We start from the raw sequence: 22671 nt of genomic DNA, 5'->3' as shown, positions 1-22671 counted from the left end.
GCGTTCACGACCACGGCTCGTCGCCCCCTTTCGCATGTTCTGATCGCCTGGCGTTCACAGCCACGGGTCGGCCGCCCCGCCCCCGGGACCTCCCGGCCCGCCCGCCCCCGACGGGCCGGAGCCGGGTGGCGGGCCCCCCGGACCGGGACCGGGGCCGTCTCCGTGACCGAAGCCGAAGCCGAAGCCGGAGCTGGAGCCGCCGAACCCGGGGCCGCCGAATCCGTACCCTCCCGGCTCTCCCCGCCCGCCCCCCGGTCCTCCCGGTCCGCCCGGTCCTCCCGGCCCGAAGCCGGGGCCGCCCGTCCCGTTCCTGGCTCCCCTGCCGTCCTTGAGCGCCAGGGACAGCTCGCCGGTCAGCCGTTCCGGCTGGCCGCCGAGCGCGATGTCGATCCGCTCCCCGTCGGGGGTGCGGAGCCTGGCGAAGCCGGGACTCGCCAGGCGGATGACGTACGGCTGGTCGCCCGGCCTCGACGGGTGGTCGAGGCGCGGGGAGGGGGTGTCCGTGTCGCGGATGACGAAGCGGAACTCGTCGGCCCACTTGCCGGGGGCCTTCAAGGCGTTCGCCCTCTCCCCGTCACGCCACAGCTCGGCGGCGAGCCGGCGGACGTCGGCCCTGACGCGGCGTCCGTGCCGCACCAGCAGCAGGGCGACGGCCGCCGCCAGCAGCACGGCCAGGACGCCGAGCAGGACCCAGCGGTAGCGCTCGACGAACCCCGGCGCGTCCCTGACCGCGAGGTTGAGCCGGCCGTTGCCGTAGACGATCCTCGGGTCTGCGTCGTCCACGACGCGCACCGTCAGGCTGGTGCCGCCGCGGGCGGTCTCGGGCAGGAAGGTGACGTGGAAGGCGGTCTCGCTCTGCCCGGACGGCAGCTCGAAGGGCCGGTTCTGGGAGATCACGGCCCTGGCCCCCGGGGCGCCCTCCAGCACCAGGCGGGCCCGGCGGGCGGTCCCGGTGGCGTTGCCGACGGTGATCGTGCCGGGCACCTGGGCGCCGGGCCAGGTCTCCCTGGGGGCGTCGAACTCCACCTTCGCCTGCAGGACCGTCCCGGCCGGGTTGACGTTCACCGGGACCGTCACCTGCCCCGCGCGCAGGCCCTCCCCCTCGACCTTCCCGGTGAAGGTGAGGGTGCCCGGCGCCGAGGGGGCGGTGAAGGAGCCCGCGTAGTCGCCGTCGGCGGCGACGTGGTCGGGGGCCTGGCCGTCGTCGCGCAGCACCACCGGGGCGGAGGCCGCGAGCCCCGCGCCGGACGCCTGGGCCGTGAAGCGCAACCCGCTCAGGAGCCCGCCGTCGACGACGGTCTCCTTCCTGGTGCGCAGCGAGAGCCGGACGATGAGGGACTGGCCCGCCTGCGCGCTGGGCGGCTCGACGACGATGTAGGACTTGACCGCGCCCTGCCACAGCACCGTCGCCGTGACCATCTGCCTGCCCATGCCCTCGGGGGCGCTGAGCCGCACCCTCCACACGCCGGGGCGGGGATCGCGGATGCGCAGCGCCTCGGTCCGGCCGTTCTCGCCGCTGCGCTCGAACCGCGAGCCGTCGGAGGTGCCGCTCCTGGTGACGGGGGTGCCGTTGGGGTCGAAGTAGTCGACCCGCACGCGCGGGTCGTTCTTGGTGACGGTGATCGTGCCGTCGGTGGCGATCCGGGGGATGGTGACCTGGAGGTCCCTGGTCTCCCCTCCGGACAGCTCTCCGTCGGTGGTCTCGCCGAGACCGGAGCAGCCGGCGGCGGCGAACAGCTCGTGCAGCGACCTGGCGACACCGGCCGAGCCGACGACGCGCGCGACCGGGCGCGACGCGGGGCGCTCGTCGCACGCCTGCTGGGAGCCCCCTGCGGCGAAGGCGTCGAGGCTCGCCTTGTCGGCCTTGCCGAAGCCCAGGGGCCAGATCTGCACCCCGGTCCTGCGGGCGGCCTCGAGCTCGCGCCCTATCACCTCCTGGGCCGCCGCCTCGCGGTCGGCGGGATCTCCGTAGTTGGGGCTGTTGGAGACGTCCAGGCGGCCGTCGGTCAGCAGGAAGATCGCCTTCACGGCGCCCTCCGGCGAGCCGTCCCGGAAGTAGGACATGGCCTTGAGCAGGGCCGCGGCGTGGTCGGTGTCGTTGCCCTGCTCGGCGGTGCGCCGCTTGAGCCGCGCGGCGCACTCGGCGAGGTACTGCAGGTTCTCCGGACCGGCCACGACCGTGGGACGGCACACCTCGGAGGCCGGCTCCTGGCCTTCCAGGCCGTTGTTGCTGCCGAAGCCGATCACCGTGACCCGGCTGCGGGGGTTGAGACCGCTCTGCGCGATCGTCTGGGTCGCCTCGATCTCCCTGAGCACGTCGTCGGGGGTCAGGCTGCCGGACTCGTCGACCGCCACGACGATGTCGAGCGGGGTGGTCTCGGGCTCCTCGGGGGCGGTGGCCGCCCGGGCGGGTGAGGCGGCCAGCAGGACCGCCGCTCCGAGCAGGGACACCATCAGTGGACTCATCGAGCGCATCAGATTTAGCACGCCTATATCGCACTTTCGAGAGTGTTTGATCAAATAGGGAGCGCTTCAACACTCTACGGCGCACAAAGAATCCCAATAACGACCATACTTATAACAATAATGTTAAGAGATGGCTATGCGAACTTTCTATAGTCAGCTATACCTATCGAAATCACGCCTTATCCCCAAAATCGTGATAAATGAGACATGGGAGGCGGGGCGCGTTTCACCTGGATAACCGCACGTCACACCAATCTCAACCCGGACATCGCACGTCAAAAGCCCGAATTTCGACATATTAGCAAAAAGCCTTAAATCTGGATTCCGGTTACTTTAGCCACATAATAAAGAAGGATATTCGGTTTGATCTTCACCGGAGAACGCGATAGACCGCGGCGCGTCCGGCTCGCGAGAACCGGCGCGGGCCCGCGAGGGCCCGAGCCCCGCCGCACCCCCGCGCGCGACCGGGCGACGGCCGGGCACCGCCGGGAAAGGAGCGGGAAAAGGGGGAACCGGGCGGGCGATCCGTCCGCCGCGCCTCCCGGGAACCGGCGTTCAGGCGTGGCCGAGCGCCAGCCGCACCATGCCGAGCAGGGCCGCCGCGTCGGTGTCGCCGGGGTCGAGGGAGACGGCGGTCCGCAGGTGCGCGAGCGCCGCCTCCAGGTCGGTGGCGCTGCCGTTGGCGAGCCCCCTGCGGCGCAGGAGCCTGCCCAGCACGAACGCCGTCTGGTGCGCGACCGGGTCGCCGTCAGGCAGGTCCGGCAGCACCTTCGTGAGCAGCTCGACGGCCTCGCCGAGGTCGGCAGGCTCCGCGCCGGGACCGGTGGCGCGCAGGGCCAGGGACATGCCCAGCCGGTAGCGCAGATAGAGCTCCGACCGCGGGTGGTCGCACCCGTTCAGGGCCGCCCTCAGCCGGGCGAGCGCCAGGTCGAGGTCGTAGGGCACGCCCCGGTCCGCGTAGCGGCCGAGCAGCAGCTCGGCGAGGGCCGCGTGGTCGGCCGTGCTGAACCAGGCGTTCTCGCCGCGCAGGTCGTCCGCCTCGGAGAGCATGGTGATCGCGACGTCGCGGTCGGCCGGGTCGCCGAAGCCCTCCCAGCGCAGCTCGTGCACGCGCCCGACGAGGGCGAAGGACCAGTGGTCGCAGTCGTGGGAGAGGAGCCAGGCCGCGTGGCCGGCCGCCTCGTCGAGATCCTCCCGGCTCCCGGCGCCGAAGACGCCCTCGCCGCCCCACCTGGCCAGCACGGCCTCGGTGAGCGCCCGGCGCCAGCCGGCTTCGCGACCGGTCCCGGCCACCTCCGTACGCATGGCGCGCAGCCTCGTGACCTCGTCCCCAGTCATGCCGGATCTCCCTTCCTCACTGTATGAAACTATATAAATAGATTCCTCTTATGCTTGTGGCAAGTAAAGAACCTTCTGCGAGGAGGGAAGATGGACGGACCACTACTGATCACGGCGCTGGTGGAACACATCGAGGACGTCCGCGACCGCCTGGGGCCGGCCCTGGCGGGCCGCCTGGACGCGCTGCTGGCGGAGGTGGGCGCCACGGACGACCCCGACGAGCTGGAGGAGCTGGCGATCGACCTCGCCGACCTCGTCGAGCCGTCGCTCCCTCCCGACCACCCGGTCCGGCGGGCCGTCACCGCCCGCCCCCGCCTCGCCACCCCCGGCGACCTCTCGCCGGTCCCGGAACTCTGGGCCGAGGCGCTCGACGCGCTCAGGATCGGCCTCGGCCCCTCCGACGCGCCGGACCCCGGCTCCCCCGGCCCGCCGGGGGACCGGCCCTCCGGAGAGCCCGATCCCGAGTCCCCCGGCCCGCCGGACGGTCCCCCCGGAGAGCCCGCCCCCCGGGATCCCGGGTCCCCCGAGACGTTCGCGACCCCGGCGGAGCTGCTGCGCTCGGTGCGCGAGCGGCTGCTCACGGCCCCCTCGCACCGCCCCGGCGACGTGCTGGACGGTCATGATCCCGGCCTCGTCCGGCTGCGCGCCCCCGACGGCACGGACCGGGTGCCGGCCTTCCAGTTCGACTCCTCGGGGCGGGCCAGGCCCCTGGTCCTGCTGGTCAACCGGCTGCTGGACGTCGAGGACGACCCGTGGGGGGTCGCCGACTGGTGGCTGGGCGGCAACGCCTGGCTCGGCGGCGCCCCGGCCGCCCTCCTGGACGGCGGGCGTGACGACGACCTGGTGGCGGCCGCCCAGGCCGAACTCGAAAGGATCTGACCGTGCCCCTGCAGCTTCCCCCCGGGGAGTGCCGCCGCGAGGCGGTCGTGAACGTCCTGCCCGCGGGCACCCTGCTCTGGCGGGTGCACCCGAAGAAGTACAAGGTCGAGGACTTCAACCCGACACCGGCCGACCGCAAGATCGGCGGAGGCCGCTTCGACTGCACCTCGGTCCGCTTCTACCCCTATCTCTACGCCGCCGTCGAGCGGACGACCGCGCTGATGGAGACGATCGTGCGCAGCCTCCTCGCCGATCCCGCGACCGGCCGCCGCACCGTCGTCCGCGCCAGGATCAAGAAGCTCGCCCTCGCCCGGATAGAGCTGACCAGGGACCTGAGCCTGCTGCACCTGGAGGACCGGCGGCACCTGGCCGCGATCTGCTCCGACGAGTGGCTGGTGCAGACCGAGGCGGAGAACTACGACATCACCCGGCGCTGGGCCATGTGGCTGCACGGCCGCGACTGGCACGGGCGGGGCGCCCCGCAGGGCCTGCTCTGGCAGGCCAAGCGGGACCAGCCCCGGCAGGCCGTGATGCTCTTCGGCGACCGGTGCGCCGGCGCGGTCCGCGCCGTCCCGGGAAGCGAGCAGGAGCTGGACGACCCCCTCTTCCACCCCGAGCTCAGCGCGATGCTCCACGGTTACGGCGTGACGCTCAACCCTCCCCACTCCCCTAAGCCCCCTGGTGCGTGAAGGCCGCCCAGATCGCCGGGTCGGCCAGATCTCGCTGGCCGGCCAGCAGGAGCAGCTCCGCCGACACCGCCCCGGGCGCCTTCCTCCCGGGGTCGACCATCCACGCCTGCGCGCGCCGCAGCGCCTGCGCGGGCCGCTCCCCCCGGTCCCGCAGGAAGTGGTGGAACATGACCATCATCAGGGCGGTCCGCGGGTCGTCGTCGATCGCCCAGCGCGAGCCGACGACGCCCGAGGCCCCGGCGGCCAGCAGCGCCGTGGAGAGCGTCAGCGACTCGTCGTGGTCGTCCTCGGCGAGGTCGCTGGTGCACGCCGACAGCACGACGAGCGGGCCCGGGGCGTCGCGAGAGCCGTCGCGGGCCTGCCGGAGGATCAGGTCCACGGTCAGCCGCCCGCCCTCGCCCCTCAGCAGCAGCGTCGACTCCGCGGCCGAGGCCGACGACTCCGCGTGGCAGCCCAGGTGCAGCATCGAGGCCGGGTGCCCGGTGCCGGGCATGCGGCCGAGCAGCGCCCCGGGGGTGGCCTCGCCCGCGTCCTCCGCGCGGAAACCGCCCTTCCTCCACCTGCCCAGGAGCTGCGCGTCCGGATAGAAGAGCCGGGCGATCTCCTCGCACTCCCGGCGCCCCCAGCGCAGGCGCGGACCGGCCGGGTCGGAGACGATCACCGGCGCCTCCCCGTACGCCGCGGGCTCGCGCGAGGCGACGGTGGCGAACTGGCGCGCGGAGGCGGCGTAGGAGACGACGGCCTCCTCGCAGGCCTGCCGTCCCGGGCCCCCGTCGCGGCCCGGCAGTCCAGCCGCGTGCCAGGGGACCGCGGCGAGCCCTCCCCACGGCACCAGTACGATCCCGGGTGTCGCGCCGTACGCCGTCACCCGCGCGAGCACCGGCTCCATGACCGCCGTCCACGCCCACGCGCACACGGCCGCCAGCGCGGCGCGCCAGCGCTCCCGCGCCCGTTCCGGCGCCTCCCCGCCCCTCAGCGCGGCGAGCAGCTCGCGATGGGCGGCGGCGTACGACGCGACGGCGCCCATCGAGGACAGCGCGGGCAGCGGCAGCTCGGCGATCCGCCCGCCGGGCAGGACCAGCAGCGCCAGGCCCGGCCCGTGCTCGGAGGCCGGGAGCAGGTAGACGAGCGCGTCCGCGCCGGTGGCGGCGAGCGCGGCGGCGATCTCGTCGACGCCGGGAGGGTCGAGCAGCCCCGCGGGATCGGCCCGCGCGAGCGCGAGCACCGCGCGGCGGCGCAGGTCGTCGGGGATCCGCACGGTCGGCACCTCCCCCTCCCCCTCGCGCACCGCGCCGGGTGGGTCGCCCGCCTCCGTCCCGTACGGCCGCCCGCCCGCCTCCTCCCCCGCTCCGCCGGGCGAGGCGTCTCGCGCGCCCTTCGCCGGGAGGTCCCAGGGAGAGAGGTCGCCGCCGTCGGGACCGCCGGCCGGATGGCGCTCCCACTCGTCCGCGAGTGACTCCTGCCCGGCCTGCCTGAGCAGGGCGGGCAGGCCGGCGGACGAGGTCGCGGCGTGCAGGGTCATCCCCCGGGCCAGCTCCAGGGCCTCGACCGCCGTGGCCGGCCGCCCGGTGGCCAGCGCCCACCGGGCGGCCCGGAACGCCTCGTCGGCGACCTGTTTCGACATGGCCAGCACCCGGCCCGTGCCGGTCTGCAGCATCACGCCGGTGAGGCGCGCCCGCACGGCCCTGAGCGCGGCGTCGACGGCACGTGCCAGGTCGCCCCGGGCGTGGTAGCCCTCGGCCAGGGCGTTGAAGGCGAACGCCTCGGAGGTGTGACCCGGCACCTCCTCCAGGCGCCTGACCACCCCTTCCACCAGCGCGATCCCCTCATCGAGGGAACCTCGGCCGGGAGCGGCCCCGCTCATGCCGATCATGGTGTATCCCCTGGTCAGGTCCATCACCATGTCCCTGCCGGGGATCAGCCGGGGATCGGCCGCCTCGGCCGCGGCCAGCACCCTCAGCAGGGCGGCGAGGTCGGCGGGCCCGGGGGCCTCCTTCCCGCGGCTCAGCCGCATCGCGTCCAGCCCGGCGGTGATGCTCTCCTGGTACGGGAGGCCGTCGGGCACCAGGGACAGCGCCCGCTCCAGGTCGGCGATGCCCGCCTCGGCGTTCTCCTCCCCCGTCTCGTGCATCGAGCGCAGGTACCTGGCCAGGCCGCGGCCCATGGCCAGCGCGGGCTCCGCGAGGTCGTGGTCGAGCCGCCCGATCCGGTCGTAGTAGTGCAGCGCAGCGTCCAGATACTGCAGGTCCCTGTCGCGGCTGTAGCCGTCGAGCAGGATCCCGGCGGCCAGGTAGAGGAGCCACTTCCGGTCGGGGGAGTCCTCGGGGGTGAGCTCGATCGCGCGGTTGAAGCGCGAGATCGACCTCTCGAAGTAGGTGGTGTCGGCCAGGCGGACGGATCCGATCCCGTACACCGCGCCGAACAGGTAACACGTCCGCGCCTCGTCCAGCGGGAACGGTCCGGAGGGCGGCTCGAAGATCTCCGGCAGCGCGGGGACGACCCGTTCGAGGTCGAGGTGGGCGGGGTCGAGCCGTGCCACGGCGAGCACCGCCCGGGACAGCGCGCGGGCGCAGGACGTGCGCAGGGGGTGGTCTCCCTCCATCGCGGCCAGCGCGTCGAGGAGCGCGCCGACGGCCTCGGCGCAGTCGTCCACCCGGCCGGAGAGCTCACCCCGGCGGGCCAGCGCCTCGCCGAGCCGCCCGGACAGCACCGGCCGCAGCGGGTGACCCGCCGCCGACGCCGCGGTGACCTCCCGGAGCTCGTCGATCCTGCGGTCGAGGGCCTCTCCCCCGGGAGGCTCCGGGTCGGTCTCGACGCTCATCAGGGCGGCCGTCGCCGCGGCCATGGCGGCGCGGGGGTCCTCGGGCGGGAGGTTCTCCGCGGTGGCGCGGACGCCGGCCAGGGCCTCGGCCACGCCGGAGGGCGACTCCGCGCCGAGCATCCGCGCCATCGACAGCAGGCCGAGGACCGCGGGGTCGCCGGGGGCCAGCTCGGCCGCGCGGGTGAGGTGCCGGGTCGCCTCGGCGAGAGCGCCGGGGGGACCGTTCCCGCGCAGCCGGGCGCCGAGCGCGCAGGCCTCCGCGAACCCCAGGGCGCCGAGATCGGCCGGGGTCTCGGCGGGCATCATCCCGCGGATCAGCAGGTGACCGAGGTAGGCGTGCAGCTCGGCGGAGGCGGGCGCGGGCTCCTCGATCGCCGCGCGAAGCCATCCGGCCGCGGCGTCCCGCTCGGGCGAGGGACCGTACGGGAGGGGCGCGCGGGCGGCGTGCAGGGCGGCGAGGCTCCTGGCCACGTCGCGGCGGGAGGGGCCCGGCTCCAGGGACGCGTACGCCTCGGCCAGCACACCGAGGGGAAGGCCGTCGCCGCCGGGCGCGACCCCGTGGTGTTCCAGGCGGTAGGCCAGCACCCCGGCGTGACGCGCGATCATCTCCGTCCGGTCCGGATCGTCGCGGGGCATCAGCCCGACCAGTTCCCCGGAGAGGGCGGCCAGCCGGCCGAGCGTCTCCAGGGGCGGCCGGTCCCCGTCGCGGGCCAGGAGACAGAAGAACAGCCAGTACAGCGACGCGGCCCGCAGGGGGTCGTCGGGCGGCACGACCGCGACGCCGCCCTCCAGGCCGGCGATCGCCTCGGCGACGCGCTCCGGGTCACCGGCCGGCAGCGCGACCATGGCGAGCAGCTGCCCGCGCACCGCCGCCACCCGGACCGTCTCCTCGTCGCCGGGCAGCAGCTCCTCCAGCACCCCGCCGAGCAGCTCCACGGCCTCCTCGCGGTCGCGGCCGGCACCGGGCCCGCCGGCGTCGGCGCGAACGGCCAGCGCGAGCGCCAGGTCCGTCATCACCCCGAGCCGGTCGTCGGGGTCGCAGGACTCCAGCTCGGCCCGCAGGCCCGCTTCGTCCATGTCGAGGTCGTCACCCACCGCGGCTCCCATGCATCCACGTAAAGCTCCGGTCGCGGATTCATCTTGTCATGGCTATACGGATCGGTACGATTTTTTCTCATCCGGGCAGAGGTTCTTCCTCGCGCCTCGCCACACTCACCGAGGGGAGAGGTGAGGGCATGCCGGACACCGCCCTGTCTCGGGGCGGTCGGCGGAGGTCCGTGTCCGGCGGCGGTGAGAGTCGGCGGGCAGCCGTGCTCGGCGCGACGGCAGGAGCCGGTGAACAGCCGTGTCCGGCGCGACGGCAGGAGTCAGTGAACAGCCACGACGGCCGCACCCGGCACGACGGCGAGAAGCCGGTGGCCGGTCACACCCGGCGGGACGGGCGCGACCGTGGTCAGCCACCCGTGGCCCGTGGTCAGTGGCCCGTGGTCAGTGGCCCGTGGTCAGTGGCCCGTGGTCAGTGCCGCGTCGCGGCGTCGATGAGTTCCTGCAGGCGCAGGCCACGGGCCGCGTCCAGCTCGCCCGGGCGGCCCGACCGCACGGCGGCGGCGAACTCGGCGCGCAGGATGGGCCAGCACTCCTCGTGGTCGATCCCGGAGGTGTCGAAGACGAGCTCCCCCTCCGGCCCGAGCAGCTCGATCCGGGTGCGCGCCCTGGGCAGCCGCACGCTGCCCGACAGGGACGCCTGGCTGACGGCGCCGTTCTCGTGCTCGCAGGTCAGCTCCACCCAGCGGCGCGGGTCGCCCGTCGCCCGGACGGCGACGATGGGACCGACGGCGGCGTCCAGCAGGTCCAGCAGGTGCGGGCCGAGGTCGAGCAGGGCTCCCTGTTCCAGCCGCCAGCCGGTGGCGAACTCCCCGCCGAGGAAGGCGCCGTGCAGGTAGCACGAGCGGGCGCCGGTCGTCTCCAGCAGCGCGGCGCGGCGCAGGAAGTCGCGGGTGGCGGGGTGGTAGCGCTTGGTCAGCACCATCTGCGAGACGACGCCCGCCTCGGCGACGGCGTCCGCCACCGCGCGCGCCGACGCGAGGTCGGGCCCGAGCGGCTTCTCCAGCAGCACCGCCTTGCCCGCCTTGGCCGCGCGCACGGCGAGCTCCGCCTGGACGGCGGGGGGCACGGCGAACGCGACGGCCTCGCACCGGTCGAACAGCTCCTCCGGCGTGCCGGCGACGACCGCCCCGTACTGCTCGGCGATCTCCTGGGCGGCGGTGTCGCGGCGCGCCCAGACGGCGGCGAGGCGGGTCTCGGGGCCGGCGGCCAGCATCCGGGCGTGCATGGTGCGGGCCCACGGTCCGGCGCCGATCAGGCCGACCTCGACGGGTGTGACGGTGTTCACGATTCGACTCCGGCGGGTGAGCGGTGGTGCGGACGGGCCGGCGCCGCGAGGCGGGCGTCGGCCTGGTCGGGGGCGTACAGGTGCTCGACCACCATCGCGGTGGCCCCGGCGAGCGCGGCGCGGTCGCCGAGCCGGGAGGTGACGACCTGCAGGTTGCGTGTGGCCCGGGGCAGGGCGCGCTGGTAGAGCAGCTCGCGTACCCCGGTGACGAAGTGGGTCTCCGCCAGGTCTCCGGCGATCATCAGCACGCCGGGGTTGAGCAGGGTGACGACGGTGACGAGCACCTCGCCGCAGCGCCGTCCGGCCTCGCGGGCCAGGCGCCCGGCGTCGGGGGAGCCGGCGTCGAGGTGGGCGCGGACGTCGGCGCCCGACTGGGCGGGCACGCCGAGGGCGGCCAGCTGCCCGGCCAGGGCGCGTCCGCTGGCGACGGCGGCCAGGCAGCCGTACGAGCCGCACATGCAGCGGGCCTCCGACTGGTCGTGCAGGCGGATGTGGCCGAGGTCGCCGGCGCCGCCGTCGATGCCGCGGAAGACCTTGCCGTCGACGACGACGCCCGCGCCGATGCCGGTGGAGACCTTGACCAGGACGAACGCGGAGCAGTCGGCGAAGGCGTGGCGCTGCTCGCCCAGCCCCATCAGGTTGGCGTCGTTGTCGACCAGGACCGGGACGGCGGCGTCCACCCCGGCGTGCAGGGCGAGCGACCGCTGCGTCCGCTCGGGGACCGGGTATCCGTCCCAGCCCGGCATGATCGGCGGCCGTACGACCCGTCCCAGCGAGGAGTCGACGGGGCCGGGGAGCGACAGGCCCACCCCGCAGACCGCCTCTGGAGCGGTCCCGGCCGCGCTCAGCAGGTCGGCGAACCACAGGCCGAGCCGGTCGAGGACGACCTCCGGGCCGTCCTCGATCGGCAGCGCCCCGGCGTGCTCGGCCAGGACGCCGCCCGCCAGGTCCATGACGGCGGCGCGGGCGTGGGTGACGTCCAGGTCGGCGGCGAGGACCACGGCGTGGCGGGTGTCGAACTCGAGCAGGTTGGAGGGACGCCCGCCGGTCGACTGCCCGCCGGGGACCGCGCGCAGCCAGCCGGCCTCGAAGAGCTGGTCGAGCCGCTGGCCGACGGTGGAGCGTGACAGGCCGGTGACGCGCTGGAGCTCGCCCCGGGTGCGCGCCTGCCCGGTGCGGATCAGTTCCAGGAGGTGGCCTGCGGTGCTCCAGGGCGTTGCCATCCGGTGTGTCTCTCCTCGGCTCTAGCTCTTGTCCGCACCGCTGGTGAGGCCCTCGGTAAGGAGTCTCTCAGCGGCGTAGAAAAGAACTACCACGGGAATCGTGAGGACCACCGACCCCGCCATGAGAACCGTCTTGGGAACCTCGATGCCGTTGGCGAGTTGCTGCAGGCCCAGCGAGACCGTCCACTGGTCGGGGGCGGCGGCGAGGAAGAGCAGCGCGAAGAGGAACTCGTTCCAGGCGATCATGAAGACGTACAGGCCGGTCGCCATGAGCGAGGGCGCGGCCAGGGGCAGCACGATCTTGCGCAGGATCTGCGTGCGCGAGCAGCCGTCGAGCGCCGCGGCCTCCTCGACGCTCTTGGGGATGGTGATGAAGTAGTTCTTCAGCATGTAGATGGAGACGGGCACGGTCTGCGCGATGTAGACGATGACGAGCCCGGTCAGGCTGCCCTGCAGGCCCATCTTCGCGAACATCACGAACAGCGGGACCGCCAGCAGCGTGGAGGGGAAGAGGTAGACGGCGAGGAAGACCGCGCTGACCTGGCGTCCGCCGAGGAACCGCAGGCGGCTGACCGCGTAGGCGCCGGGCACCGAGGCCAGCAGGGTCAGCGCCACGGTGGCCAGGGCGACGAGGGCGGAGTTGCCGAGCATCCTCAAAAAACCCTGGCCGCCGTCGTCGACCGACTGCAGGACGTTGCGGTAGGTGTCGAAGGTGAGCTCCGACAGGCTCACCCACAGCCGGCCCGGGTCGAGCAGCAGCTGGTCGATGGGCTTCACCGACAGCAGCAGCATGTAGTAGAAGGGGAAGAGCGTGGCGATCGCGAGAAGGGCGATCACGACCCACCGCAGGACGGCGAAGATCCTCTCCTCGAGCTGTGCGCGGCTCATGACGCCTCCTCCTGGACCCTCTTGGCGAAGAACTTGAAGTAGATGCCGAGCAGCACGGCGAGGACGATCGCGAGGACCAGCGCCTGCGCGGCGGCCGCTCCCACGTCGTAGCGGGCGGTGAGGAAGTCGTAGACCCGCACGGCGACGACGTCGGTGCCCGAGCCGCCCCCGGTGAGCAGGTAGACGTCGTCGAACTTGTTGAACGTCATGATGAACCGCAGCACCGAGAGCAGCGCGATCACCGGCATCAGCTGGGGCAGCAGGATGTGGCGGAAGCGCTGGGTGAGCGTGGCGCCGTCCACCGTGGCGGCCTCCTCTATCCCGGCGGGCACGGCCTGCAGGCGGGCGAGCAGGAACAGGAAGGCGAACGGGAAGTAGCGCCAGACCTCGAAGGCGATGACGGTGAGCAGGGCGAGCGGCAGCTCCACGTCCCAGCCGAGGAGGGAGATCTCGTGGGAGCGGGTGGACAGGAAGGCGATCGGCTTGTCCCAGCCGAGCAGGCGGGTGCCCAGCTCGTTGACGATGCCGAACTGCGGGCTGAGCGCGATCTCCCAGACGAACGTGACGGCCACCACGGGCGCGACGTAGGGCAGCAGCATCGATCCGCGCAGCAGTGCCCGGCCGCGGAAGGGGCGGCGCAGGGCGAGGGCGGCGACCAGCCCGAGGGCGATCGACCCGGCGGTGCTGCCCACGGTGTAGACCAGGGTGGTCCACAGCGAGGGCCAGAAGCCGGGCGAGGTGAAGACCTCGGCGAAGTTGTCCCAGGTCCAGTTGGACAGCAGACCCATGCCCTGGATGTCGATCAGCCGTGCCCGCTGGAAGGCGAGCAGCACGGTCCAGGCGATGGGCAGGACGACGACGACCAGGACCACGAGCACGGTGGGCGACACGAAGGCCAGCCCGGTCCTGTTCTCGCGCTGGGCCAGGGTGAGGGGCCTGTCGCGCCGGACCTCGGGTTCGGGGCTCGTCTCGGGGGGTCGGCGCCGCTCGGCGCCCTGTGTGGTGCTCATCGTGGGTTCCTCGGGGGACGGGGGCCGCGGGGGCTCACTGGAGGGACTTCTGCAGGGCCGTGACTTCGTCGTCGGCCTCCCTGGCGGCCTCTTCCGGGGAGATCTGGCCGGAGGTCATGGCGCCGACCGCCTTCGGGATGGGGAGCTCGCCGAGCGTCGCGCCGACCAGCGCGCCCTGCCCCTCGGTGAGGCCCCAGCGCCGCATGTCGCTCACGCCGGAGGCGAGCTCGTCGAGCAGCTCGGCGGAGAAGACGGACTGCATCGGCTTCTTGGTGTCGACGCCGACGTCGCTGGCGCGCCAGGCCTTGCGGTACCTGTCGGGCTCCTCGGCCGTGCCGTCGCGGACCGGGATCTTGCCCTCGGGGGCCATGCCGAACCAGCCCTCGTACCCGGTGCTCATCATGTACGTGACGAACTTCTCCGAGGCCGCGTTCTCGGCGGTCCGGGTGACCGCCCAGGAGGCGATCTCCCCGAACTGGGCGGGCTCGGCGGCGCCCGGCCCCTTCAGCGCCGTGACGATCCCGCTGTTGTCGGAGAGGAAGCCGGGGTCCTGGGCGCACTGCGCGCAGCTGGGCAGCGCGTCGGCGCGCAGGCCCGCCAGCTCGTCCAGCAGGAAGGTGGACCAGACGATCATCGAGGAGCGGCCGGCGAAGTAGGTGGCGCGGGTGGAGTCCACGCTCTGCGTGCCCGGGGCGCCGTAGTCGGCGGCGAGCTGGTGGTAGGTGGCGAAGGTCTGCCGGCACTGGGGGCTGTCGAGGCCGACGTCGCCCCCGGGGCCGACGAGCCGGCAGCCGTTGGCGAGCGCGAGGTCCTCGAAGCTCTGCTGGGTGAAGACGTCGCTCGGGTCGGTGGCCAGCGACATGCCGCTGACGTCGCCCGTGTTCAGGGTCTTCGCGGCCCGCAGCATGGCGTCGTAGGAGTCGGGGGCGGGCAGTCCCGCCTTGGCGAACAGGTCCTTGCGGTAGACGAGGATCTGCATCCAGGCGTCGCTGGGCACGCTGAGGCGGGTGGCCCCGCCGTCGCCGGTCAGCGTGAGCGCGTTGCGGTTGAAGGTGCCCGCGCCGAGCCCCTCGACGATCCTGCCCGCGGCCGCGGTGTCGAGCAGGCCGTTGGTGTACATCTGCCAGATCGAGGCGAGCGGGACGCCGCCGAGGACGTCGGGGAGGGTGCCCGCGGCGGCCGCGGACATGATCAGCTGTGGCAGCTGGCCCTCGTCGACCCCGACCAGGTCCACCTGGACGCCGCTCTCCTTCTCGAAGGCCGCGACGATCTTCTTGGTCACCTCCATGCGGGGGGTGAGGTTCTCCAGGCTCCAGACCGTGATCCTGTTGTCCGGGGCGCTCTCACCTCCCGCGGCACAACCGGACATCAGCCCGATTCCCAGCGCGACGGCCACGGCGGCCGCCAGTGCCCTCGACCTTCGAGACCGCCTGCGCATAGATCTTCCTCACTGCCGCTGTGTTTCGTACGTGTTGCATCAGAGCACCACTTTTGCTTATTGACAAGACCTAAGTTTGGGCTATCTTCGACACAAGCCAGCTGTATTTGTCCAATGGATACACAAAAACGATCTTCCGGAGCTCCTGTGGAACGTGTCGTCCAGTTCACCGGCCCCCGCCAGGTGGAGATCGCCACCGGCGAATCGCTGCCCCTGCCGCCCGGCCACCTGCGCGTCCGGACCCTGTACTCCGGCATCTCCGCGGGCACCGAACTCACCGCCTACCGGGGGACCAACCCCTACCTGACCCGCACCTGGGACCCCGAGGCCCGCATCTTCCGCGACGCGGGGCCCGGCATCTCGTACCCGGTGGCGGGCTGGGGCTACTCCGAGGTCGGCGAGGTCGTCGAGGTCTCCCCCGAACTCGCGGGCACACCGGGGCTGCCCGCGCCCGGCGACGTGGTGTGGGGCATCTGGGGGCACCGCGGCGAGGGCCTCGTCCCCGCGGAGAGGATGATCGGCCACCGGCTCCCCGAAGGGCTCGCCCCGCTCGCGGGCGCCTTCGCCAGGGTCGGGGCCATCGCCTACAACGCCGTCCTCGCCGGTGACCTCCACCTCGGCGAGGACGTCGCCGTCTTCGGCCAGGGCGTGATCGGCCTGATCACCACCCGGCTGGCGGAGCTGAGCGGCGCCCGCGTCACCGCCGTCGACGCGCTCGACTCCCGCCTCGCCAAGGCCGAGGAGTACGGTGCCGCACGCACCCTGAACGCGCGCGCCGACGCCGTCGCGGAGCGGATCCGCGAGGCCACCGGCGGGCTCGGCGCCGACGTCGCCATCGAGATCAGCGGCGCCCACGCGGCCCTGCACGAGGCCGTCCGCTCGGTCGCCGTGGGCGGTCGCGTCGTCGCCTCGGGCTTCTACCAGGGCGACGGCGTGGGGCTGCGGCTCGGCGACGAGTTCCACCACAACCGCGTGCAGATCGTCTCCTCCCAGATCGGCGGGGTCCCGCCGCAGCTCGCCGGGCGCTGGAGCGTGGACCGGCTGCAGCAGACCTTCCTGCGGCTCGTCGCCGAAGGCCAGGTCGACGTGAAGTCCCTGGTGAGCCATGTCGTCCCGGTCGCCGACGCGGCCGAGGCATACGTCCTCCTGGATGAGCGTCCCGCCGACGCGCTCCAGGTCGTCCTGGAGTTCTGAGAGGCTGACGAACGATGCTCAAAATCGCCTGCCAGGAGCAGCTGCTTCCCGGCGAGACGCTCCAGGAGAAGTGGGAATTCGCGCGGGACGCCGGCTACGACGCCATCGAACTGCGCGCCAAGGGGGACTTCCACTTCCGCGAGCGGCTGCCCGAGCTGCGCAAGGCCCTCGCCGACGGCGTCGTCATGCCGACCGTGTGCGTGGACATGCTCCACTTCTTCGGAGCCTTCGACGACGACCTGCGCCGCGACGCGATCGAGCAGATGAAGTCGCAGCTGTCGGTCATCGGCGAGCTCGGCGGGCTGGGCGCCCAGACCCCCGCCTCCTACGGCATGTTCTCGCGGCGGCTGCCGCCGTTCGAGCCGCCGCGCAGCGAGGAGCGGGACCGCGAGGTGCTGCTGGAGGGACTCGCCGAGCTGGGCGAGCACGCCCGCTCCGAGGGCGTCACGCTCTTTTTGGAGCCGCTCAACCGCTACGAGGACCACATGGTCAACCGGCTGGAGCAGGCCGCCGACCTGATCCGCGCCGTCGGCCTCGACTCGGTCCGCATCGGCATCGACAGCTACCACATGAACATCGAGGAGACCGATCCCGCGGCCTCCATCCTCGCCGCCGCGTCCCTGGTCGGCCACGCCCAGGTCAGCGACTCCAACCGCATGCAGCCCGGAGCCGGCCACCTCGACTGGCCCGCCTGGCTGAGCGCCCTGGACGCCATCGGCTACGACGGCTACCTGGCGGTCGAGTGCAGGCTCACCGGCGACCCGGTGCGGGCCGTGCGCTCGATCCCGCCCTTCCTGCGGCGCGCCTCCTTCCCGCATCGGCCGGCCGGATGACCGCCGTCCTCGAAGCGGCCGCCGCCTCCGGCACCGGCCGCCCGGCCCACCTGCGCCGGGCCGCCACGCACGTCCTGCTCGGCAACTGGACCGGGGCCTCGACCGTCCCCTCGCGCGCCCTGTACCCCCACCAGTGGAGCTGGGACTCGGCCTTCGTCGCCATCGGGCTGCGCCACATCGCCCCGCGCCGGGCCCAGCGCGAGCTGGAGACGCTGCTGGGCGCGCAGTGGGGCGACGGCCGGATCCCGCACATCGTCTTCAACCCGTCGGTGCCGCTCGGGGCCTACTTCCCCAGCCCCGACTTCTGGCGCTCCTCCGCCACGGACCGGGCCACGGGCGCGCCCTCCAGCGTCGAGACCTCCGGAATCGTCCAGCCGCCCGTGCACGCCCTGGCCGCCTGGCTGGTGCACCTCGCCGACCCGGCCGAGTCGCGGCGCCGCGGTTTTCTGCCGCGTGTCTATCCCGGGCTCGCCGCCTGGCACCGCTACCTGGCCGGCTCCAGGGACCTGGGCGGCGGCGGGCTGGCCGCGGTGGTGCACCCGTGGGAGCCGGGGCTGGACAACAGCCCGAGCTGGGACACGGCCCTGGCCAGGGTCGAGCCCGCGCCGCGGGAATCCTTCCGCCGGGCCGACCTCGACCACGGCTCCCCCGCCGACCGGCCCACCGACCTGGACTACGCGCGGTACGTGCGCCTGGCCGCCACCTACCGCGACCACGCCTACGACGACGCGCGCACCCCGCACGCCTTCGCCGTCGAGGACCCCGGCTTCAACGCCCTGCTCATCGCCTCCGAGCACGCGCTCGCCGCGATCGCCCGGGTGGTCGGCGCGGACGAGGAGGCACACCGGCTGCGGGCCGGGGCGGCGACCGACGCCCTGCTCGACCGCCTGTGGGACCCGGCCGCCGGAATCTTCCTCCCCCGCGACCTGGTGACGGACGAGCCCATCGCCGGGTACGGCGTGTCGGGGCTCGTCCCGCTGATCGTCCCGGGCCTGCCCGATGACGTCGCCGCGGCCCTGGTGCGGACCGCCCTCGGGCCGCGCTTCCGCCTGGGGGAGGTCCGGCTGGTGCCCAGCTACGACCTCACGGCCGAGGAGTTCGACGCCAGCCGCTACTGGCGCGGTCCCAGCTGGTTCAACATGGCCTGGCTGGTCCACCGCGGCCTGGTGCGGCACGACGAGGCCGCGACGGCCGGCCGGCTGCGCGCGCAGGCCCTGGACGCGGCCCACCGCACGGGATTCGCCGAGTACCTGGAGCCGTACACCGGCGAGGGGCGCGGCGTCCGGCGCTTCAGCTGGACCGCCGCCCTGGCCCTGGACCTGCTCGACTCCTCCGGTGACACGTTCGGGACCGGCGGCTCCGGCGGGGAGGGCTCCACCCGATGAGCGCCGGCCGCCTGCTGGTCAACAGCGGCACCTTCGCCGCCGTGACCGCCCACGGGGACATCCACGGCACCCGGGGCCCCGCGACGGACGGGTTGTTCGTCCAGGACGCCCGGCACCTGAGCCGGTGGCTGCTGACCGCGGGCGGCACGGCGCCCCCGTCGGCCCAGTCGGCCCCGCCGACCGCGGGCGGCACGGCCCCCCTGTCGACCCCGCTGACCCCGCCGACCCCGCTGACCCTGCTGACCTCCTCCGGCGACGGCTGCGTGCTCACCCCGGCGGGCACCCGTGACCACCCTCCCGCCTACACGGTCTTCCGGCGGCAGGCGGTGGCCGAGGGCGCCCTCACCGAACAGGTCCGGCTGGTGAGCAACAGCGGCGAACCCATCGTCGTGGAGCTCGAACTCCACGTGGACGCCGACTTCGCCGACCAGTTCGAGCTGCGCGCCGACCACCGCGCGTACGACAAACCCGGCGCGCGCCGCACCGCGCACGACACGCCCGACGGGGTCGCCTTCCACTACCGGCGCGGTGAGACCTGGTCCTCGCGGACCACCGTCGCCGCGGCGCCGCCGCCACACCGGACCCGCCCCGCCGACGCCGACGCCGACGACGGCACCGGCCGCGTCCTGACCTGGCGGCTGGCGCTGCCCGCCCACGACACGGCCGATCTGCGGCTCACCGCCCTGGCCGTCCCGCACGGTGCGGGGGAACCGACCCCGCCCGGTTCCCCCGGCACCGTGCGGAAACGGCTGGAGGCCGACACCGGCGAGTTCGTCGGCGCGCGTCCCCGCCCTCGCGACCTCACCTCCTGGGAGGAACTGGCCAGGGCCTGCGAGCAGGGGCTGGCCGACCTGGCGCGGCTGCGCGTCCCCACCCTCGGCCCCGGCGGCGAGGCGCTGCGGGTGCCCGCGGCCGGCGTCCCCTGGTTCCTCGGCCTGTTCGGCCGCGACTCCCTGCTGACCTCGCTGTTCGCCCTGCCGTACCGGCCCGCCCTGGCCGCCGACACCCTGCTCGCCCTCGCCGCCGTCCAGGGGACGCGGAACGACCCCGCCCGCCTGGAGCAGCCGGGCAGGATCGTGCACGAGGTACGGCACGGCGAGCTCGCGCACTTCCGGCAGGTCCCCTACGGCCGCTACTACGGGAGCGTCGACGCCACCCCGCTCTTCCTGGTGCTGCTGGAGGCCCACGCCACGGCCACCGGCGACCCGGGAACGGCCAGGCGCCTCGAACCGCACGCGCGCGCGGCGGTGGAGTGGATGTTCCGCGACGGCGGCCTCGGCGGGCACGGATACCTCCGCTACACCTCCGACGCGGCGGGCGGCGGCCTGGTCAACCAGAACTGGAAGGACTCCGCCGACGCCATCCGCTTCTCCGACGGCACCCTGGCCGAGGGCGCCCTCGCGGTCTGCGAGGTCCAGGGGTACGCCTACGACGCCCTGGTCCGCACGGCGCGGCTCGCCCGCACGGTGTGGGACGACCCGCGCTGGGCCGGCCTCCTGGAGGAGGCCGCCGCGGACCTGCGAGACCGCTTCCGCCGCGACTTCTGGATGCCCGAGCACGCCTTCCCCGCGCTCGCCCTCGACGGTGAGGACCGGCGGGTCGACACGCTCGCCTCGGACGCCGGGCACCTGCTGTGGTCCGGCATCCTGGCACCGGAGGAGGAACGGGCGGTGGGCCGGCGGCTGCTGCGGCCCGACTTCTTCTCCGGCTTCGGCATCCGCACGCTCGCCTCGGGCCAGGTCCCCTACCACCCGCTCTCCTACCACCGGGGCAGCATCTGGCCGCACGACAACGCCGTCATCGTGCTCGGCCTCGCGCGCTGCGGGCTCACCGAGCAGGCCGGGGCCCTCACCCACGGCCTGGTACGGGCGGCGGCCGGGCACGACTGGCGGCTGCCGGAGGTCATGGCCGGGTACGGGCGCGACGAGCATCCGGACCCGGTGCCCTACCCGCACTCCTCCTCCCCCCAGGCGTGGGCCGCCGCGACACCGCTCGCCCTCCTCACCGCCTCGCGAGAGGCGGGCACGGCTTCCGAGCCGCTCGCCCCCGCCGTGCCGCGAGGGGGCGGGTGATCCACCGGTGGTCAGGGCGGCGGGGGCCGAGATCCCCGCGCGTGGCGCTCACAACCGCGACGCGAGCCCGTTAACTTTTCTGTCAATCGCAAAAATTTTCCGTCCGGGACGCGGGGAAAGTGCTCATGTGCGGCCGGCTCACCGGGTGAGAGGCCCCTGGTGAAGGGAGAAGGTGTATCCCCAGGCCACCGGCCACACTCCGAAAGGTTTCGGATATGCTGCCGGGCATGCCAGCTAAGCCCCGGGTGACGATCGCCCGCATCGCCGAGGAGGCGGGCGTCTCCGCGCCCACGGTCTCCAAGGTGATCAACGGCAGGTCCGAGGTGTCGCCGGAGACCCGCAGGCGGGTCGAGCGCCTCCTCCGCGAGCACGGTTACATCCGGCGCGCGACCGCCGCCGACGGCCCGGCGGGCCTGATCGACCTGATCTTCGCCGAGCTGGAGAGCCCCTGGGCGATGGAACTCGTCCGCGGGGCGGAGAAGGCCGCCTCGGAGGCCGAGGCCAGCATCGTGATCTCCGTCCTGCACACCCGCGCGGGCCCCGGCCGCGACTGGCTCGACCGGCTGGCCGCCCGCCGCACCGACGGCGTGATCATCGTCGGCTCCCGGCTCTCGGCGCAGCGGTACGACCGGCTCAACGCCCGCTCGATCCCCTTCGTGGTCGTCGACCCCGAGGGCGAGCCGGCCCCCGGCGTGGCGTCGGTGGGCGCGACCAACTGGCAGGGCGGCCTGACCGCCACCCGGCACCTCCTGGAGCTCGGCCACCGCCGGATCGGCATGATCGGCGGCCCGCCCGACGTGCTGTGCAGCCGCGCCCGCATAGACGGCTACCGGGCCGCGCTGGAGACGGCCGGGGTCGAGGTCGACCCCGCGCTGATCCTGCACGGCGACTTCCTCGTCGGCTCCGGCCACGACCACGGCCACACCCTGCTCTCGCTGCCCGACCGGCCCACCGCCGTCTTCGCCGGCAGCGACCTGCAGGCCTTCGGCGTCTTCGAGGTCGCCAGGCAGCGCGGCCTGCGCGTCCCCGACGACCTGAGCGTCGTCGGCTTCGACGACCTGCCCCTGTCCAGGTCCGCCTGGCCGCCGCTCACCACGGTCCGCCAGCCCCTGGAGGAGATGGCCTTCCTCGCCACCCGGATGGCCCTGGGCATCTCCCGCGGCGAGTCCCCCGAGCCCCGCCGGGTCGAGCTCTCCACCGACCTCGTCGTCCGCGAGAGCACCGCTCCCCCGGCGAGCTGACCGTAGGGGCCACTCCCTTGCCCGGGGCGTGCTCAAGACGGGCGGTACGAGCGACAGCGCGGTCGCTCGGGCGGGCGCACGCAGCCACATCGGCCGACACCGTCGCGTCGTGATCGGCTCGTCTCTCGATCGTTGCGGTCCGAGACGAGAGGTTCACGTGATCGGCATCGTGTGAGATCACGACCGGGCCGGATCATCCCGTTTCGCACGCGTGCGCGTAAGGGGTCATCCGGGGCGCGCGGATCGGTCGGGCAGTCCTGTCGCGTGGCGCAGCCGGGTGAACTCCGCCGCCAGGGCCGCGGGCGGGAAGTGAGCGTTGCGGCCACTGGGGTTGGGAAGTATCCATACCCGCGCCCCGCCGATCGTGCCGGCCTGGGCTCCGACGCGGGCCTGGGGCGCGCCGAACGCGACACGGTATCCGCTCACGCCGAGAAACGCCGCCCAGCGGGGAGAGAAGGCGCGCAGGCGCCGCGTCAGGTCGCGGCCACCGTCGGCCAGTTCGCGCGGCGTCAGCTGGTCGGCCCGGGAGGTGGGCCGGCGCACGATGCCGGTGATGCCCAGTCCCAGGTCCAGCAGGTCTCGTTCCCGCTGCGGCCGCAGGACGGCCGGGGTGAATCCGGAGGCGTGCAGGGCCGGCCAGAACCGGTTTCCCGGGGTCGCGAAGCTGTGCCCGGCCGCGACGGAGAGCGGTGCGGGATTGATGCCGATGAAGACGACGCTCAGCTCTTCGGCGAGGACGTCCGCCAGCCCTCCGGCGGGGACGCCCGCCACCTCTCGATCACTCATGGCTTCTCCCTGCCGG

General features: G+C 73.8%; 16 protein-coding genes. 7 read left to right on the top strand and 9 right to left on the bottom strand.

Going from position 1 to position 22671, the window contains the following annotated elements; translation table 11 throughout:
• Positions 1-54 precede the first annotated feature (54 nt).
• Together AC5L38_RS29425 and AC5L38_RS29420 are read right to left on the bottom strand one after the other, a co-directional pair.
• Complete coding sequence (locus AC5L38_RS29425) at positions 55-2466, bottom strand: VWA domain-containing protein (RefSeq protein WP_495246077.1); 2412 nt, start codon at positions 2464-2466, stop codon at positions 55-57.
• 555 nt (positions 2467-3021) lie between these two features.
• Entirely contained in the window at positions 3022-3804 is a 783-nt protein-coding gene (locus tag AC5L38_RS29420) for a hypothetical protein (RefSeq protein ID WP_495246076.1), read from the bottom strand.
• A gap of 90 nt (positions 3805-3894) precedes the next feature.
• On the opposite strand from AC5L38_RS29420, the gene AC5L38_RS29415 reads away from it, so the two are divergent.
• Positions 3895-4683, top strand: a complete 789-nt coding sequence (locus AC5L38_RS29415; RefSeq protein ID WP_495246075.1) for a hypothetical protein — start codon at positions 3895-3897, stop codon at positions 4681-4683.
• 2 nt (positions 4684-4685) lie between these two features.
• Positions 4686-5372 carry an RES family NAD+ phosphorylase gene (locus tag AC5L38_RS29410; protein WP_495246074.1) on the top strand — a complete coding sequence of 229 codons (687 nt, stop codon included), beginning with the start codon at positions 4686-4688 and terminating at the stop codon, positions 5370-5372.
• Here AC5L38_RS29410 and AC5L38_RS29405 read toward each other — a convergent pair.
• From AC5L38_RS29405 to AC5L38_RS29380, 6 genes are all read right to left on the bottom strand, one after another.
• Positions 5353-9300, bottom strand: coding sequence for a CHAT domain-containing protein (locus AC5L38_RS29405; RefSeq protein ID WP_495246073.1), 3948 nt, complete (start codon positions 9298-9300; stop codon positions 5353-5355). The two genes, AC5L38_RS29410 and AC5L38_RS29405, sit on opposite strands and share 20 nt — an antisense overlap.
• Positions 9301-9709: 409 nt before the next feature.
• The gene (locus AC5L38_RS29400) at positions 9710-10585 is read right to left on the bottom strand and encodes a Gfo/Idh/MocA family protein (protein ID WP_495246072.1); all 876 of its coding nucleotides are present in this window, start codon (positions 10583-10585) and stop codon (positions 9710-9712) included.
• The gene (locus AC5L38_RS29395; protein ID WP_495246071.1) at positions 10582-11808 is read right to left on the bottom strand and encodes an ROK family transcriptional regulator; all 1227 of its coding nucleotides are present in this window, start codon (positions 11806-11808) and stop codon (positions 10582-10584) included. The genes AC5L38_RS29400 and AC5L38_RS29395 overlap by 4 nt, the downstream gene beginning before the upstream one ends.
• Before the next feature lie 21 nt (positions 11809-11829).
• Positions 11830-12696 (bottom strand): carbohydrate ABC transporter permease, encoded by an 867-nt coding sequence (locus AC5L38_RS29390; RefSeq protein ID WP_495246070.1) that lies wholly within the window; start codon positions 12694-12696, stop codon positions 11830-11832.
• Complete coding sequence (locus AC5L38_RS29385; protein ID WP_495246069.1) at positions 12693-13706, bottom strand: carbohydrate ABC transporter permease; 1014 nt, start codon at positions 13704-13706, stop codon at positions 12693-12695. The genes AC5L38_RS29390 and AC5L38_RS29385 overlap by 4 nt, the downstream gene beginning before the upstream one ends.
• Before the next feature lie 34 nt (positions 13707-13740).
• A complete protein-coding gene (locus tag AC5L38_RS29380; protein WP_495246068.1) occupies positions 13741-15144 on the bottom strand; it encodes an ABC transporter substrate-binding protein in 1404 nt (467 codons plus the stop codon).
• A gap of 147 nt (positions 15145-15291) precedes the next feature.
• On the opposite strand from AC5L38_RS29380, the gene AC5L38_RS29375 reads away from it, so the two are divergent.
• From AC5L38_RS29375 to AC5L38_RS29355, 5 genes are all read left to right on the top strand, one after another.
• Complete coding sequence (locus tag AC5L38_RS29375; RefSeq protein WP_495246067.1) at positions 15292-16338, top strand: zinc-dependent alcohol dehydrogenase; 1047 nt, start codon at positions 15292-15294, stop codon at positions 16336-16338.
• 14 nt (positions 16339-16352) lie between these two features.
• Positions 16353-17171: a sugar phosphate isomerase/epimerase family protein gene (locus AC5L38_RS29370; protein ID WP_495246066.1), complete on the top strand. Its 819-nt coding sequence runs from the start codon at positions 16353-16355 to the stop codon at positions 17169-17171.
• Positions 17168-18556 carry an MGH1-like glycoside hydrolase domain-containing protein gene (locus AC5L38_RS29365; RefSeq protein WP_495246065.1) on the top strand — a complete coding sequence of 463 codons (1389 nt, stop codon included), beginning with the start codon at positions 17168-17170 and terminating at the stop codon, positions 18554-18556. The genes AC5L38_RS29370 and AC5L38_RS29365 overlap by 4 nt, the downstream gene beginning before the upstream one ends.
• Positions 18553-20628 carry an amylo-alpha-1,6-glucosidase gene (locus AC5L38_RS29360; protein ID WP_495246064.1) on the top strand — a complete coding sequence of 692 codons (2076 nt, stop codon included), beginning with the start codon at positions 18553-18555 and terminating at the stop codon, positions 20626-20628. Before AC5L38_RS29365 ends, AC5L38_RS29360 begins: the two co-directional genes overlap by 4 nt.
• 227 nt (positions 20629-20855) lie before the next feature.
• The gene (locus AC5L38_RS29355) at positions 20856-21869 is read left to right on the top strand and encodes a LacI family DNA-binding transcriptional regulator (RefSeq protein ID WP_495246063.1); all 1014 of its coding nucleotides are present in this window, start codon (positions 20856-20858) and stop codon (positions 21867-21869) included.
• A 225-nt stretch (positions 21870-22094) separates the two neighbouring features.
• Here the strand turns inward: AC5L38_RS29355 and mug are convergent, their stop codons facing one another.
• Positions 22095-22655 carry a G/U mismatch-specific DNA glycosylase gene (gene mug / locus AC5L38_RS29350; protein WP_495246062.1) on the bottom strand — a complete coding sequence of 187 codons (561 nt, stop codon included), beginning with the start codon at positions 22653-22655 and terminating at the stop codon, positions 22095-22097.
• Positions 22656-22671 lie beyond the last annotated feature (16 nt).

The sequence above is a fragment of the Streptosporangium nanhuense genome (genome assembly GCF_059358815.1).
Note: the sequence above shows the minus strand (reverse complement) of the source record. Positions and strands in the feature narration are given on the sequence as shown.

Excerpts from the sequence above, each read along its gene's own strand:
- AC5L38_RS29405 (WP_495246073.1), bottom strand. The coding sequence starts at position 9,300 with ATGGGAGCCGCGGTGGGTGACGACCTCGACATGGACGAAGCGGGCCTG.
- AC5L38_RS29420 (WP_495246076.1), bottom strand. The coding sequence starts at position 3,804 with ATGACTGGGGACGAGGTCACGAGGCTGCGCGCCATGCGTACGGAGGTG.
- AC5L38_RS29415 (WP_495246075.1), top strand. The coding sequence starts at position 3,895 with ATGGACGGACCACTACTGATCACGGCGCTGGTGGAACACATCGAGGAC.
- AC5L38_RS29365 (WP_495246065.1), top strand. The coding sequence starts at position 17,168 with ATGACCGCCGTCCTCGAAGCGGCCGCCGCCTCCGGCACCGGCCGCCCG.
- AC5L38_RS29390 (WP_495246070.1), bottom strand. The coding sequence starts at position 12,696 with ATGAGCCGCGCACAGCTCGAGGAGAGGATCTTCGCCGTCCTGCGGTGG.
- AC5L38_RS29385 (WP_495246069.1), bottom strand. The coding sequence starts at position 13,706 with ATGAGCACCACACAGGGCGCCGAGCGGCGCCGACCCCCCGAGACGAGC.
- AC5L38_RS29395 (WP_495246071.1), bottom strand. The coding sequence starts at position 11,808 with ATGGCAACGCCCTGGAGCACCGCAGGCCACCTCCTGGAACTGATCCGC.
- mug (WP_495246062.1), bottom strand. The coding sequence starts at position 22,655 with ATGAGTGATCGAGAGGTGGCGGGCGTCCCCGCCGGAGGGCTGGCGGAC.
- AC5L38_RS29425 (WP_495246077.1), bottom strand. The coding sequence starts at position 2,466 with ATGAGTCCACTGATGGTGTCCCTGCTCGGAGCGGCGGTCCTGCTGGCC.
- AC5L38_RS29370 (WP_495246066.1), top strand. The coding sequence starts at position 16,353 with ATGCTCAAAATCGCCTGCCAGGAGCAGCTGCTTCCCGGCGAGACGCTC.
- AC5L38_RS29380 (WP_495246068.1), bottom strand. The coding sequence starts at position 15,144 with ATGCGCAGGCGGTCTCGAAGGTCGAGGGCACTGGCGGCCGCCGTGGCC.
- AC5L38_RS29360 (WP_495246064.1), top strand. The coding sequence starts at position 18,553 with ATGAGCGCCGGCCGCCTGCTGGTCAACAGCGGCACCTTCGCCGCCGTG.
- AC5L38_RS29355 (WP_495246063.1), top strand. The coding sequence starts at position 20,856 with ATGCCAGCTAAGCCCCGGGTGACGATCGCCCGCATCGCCGAGGAGGCG.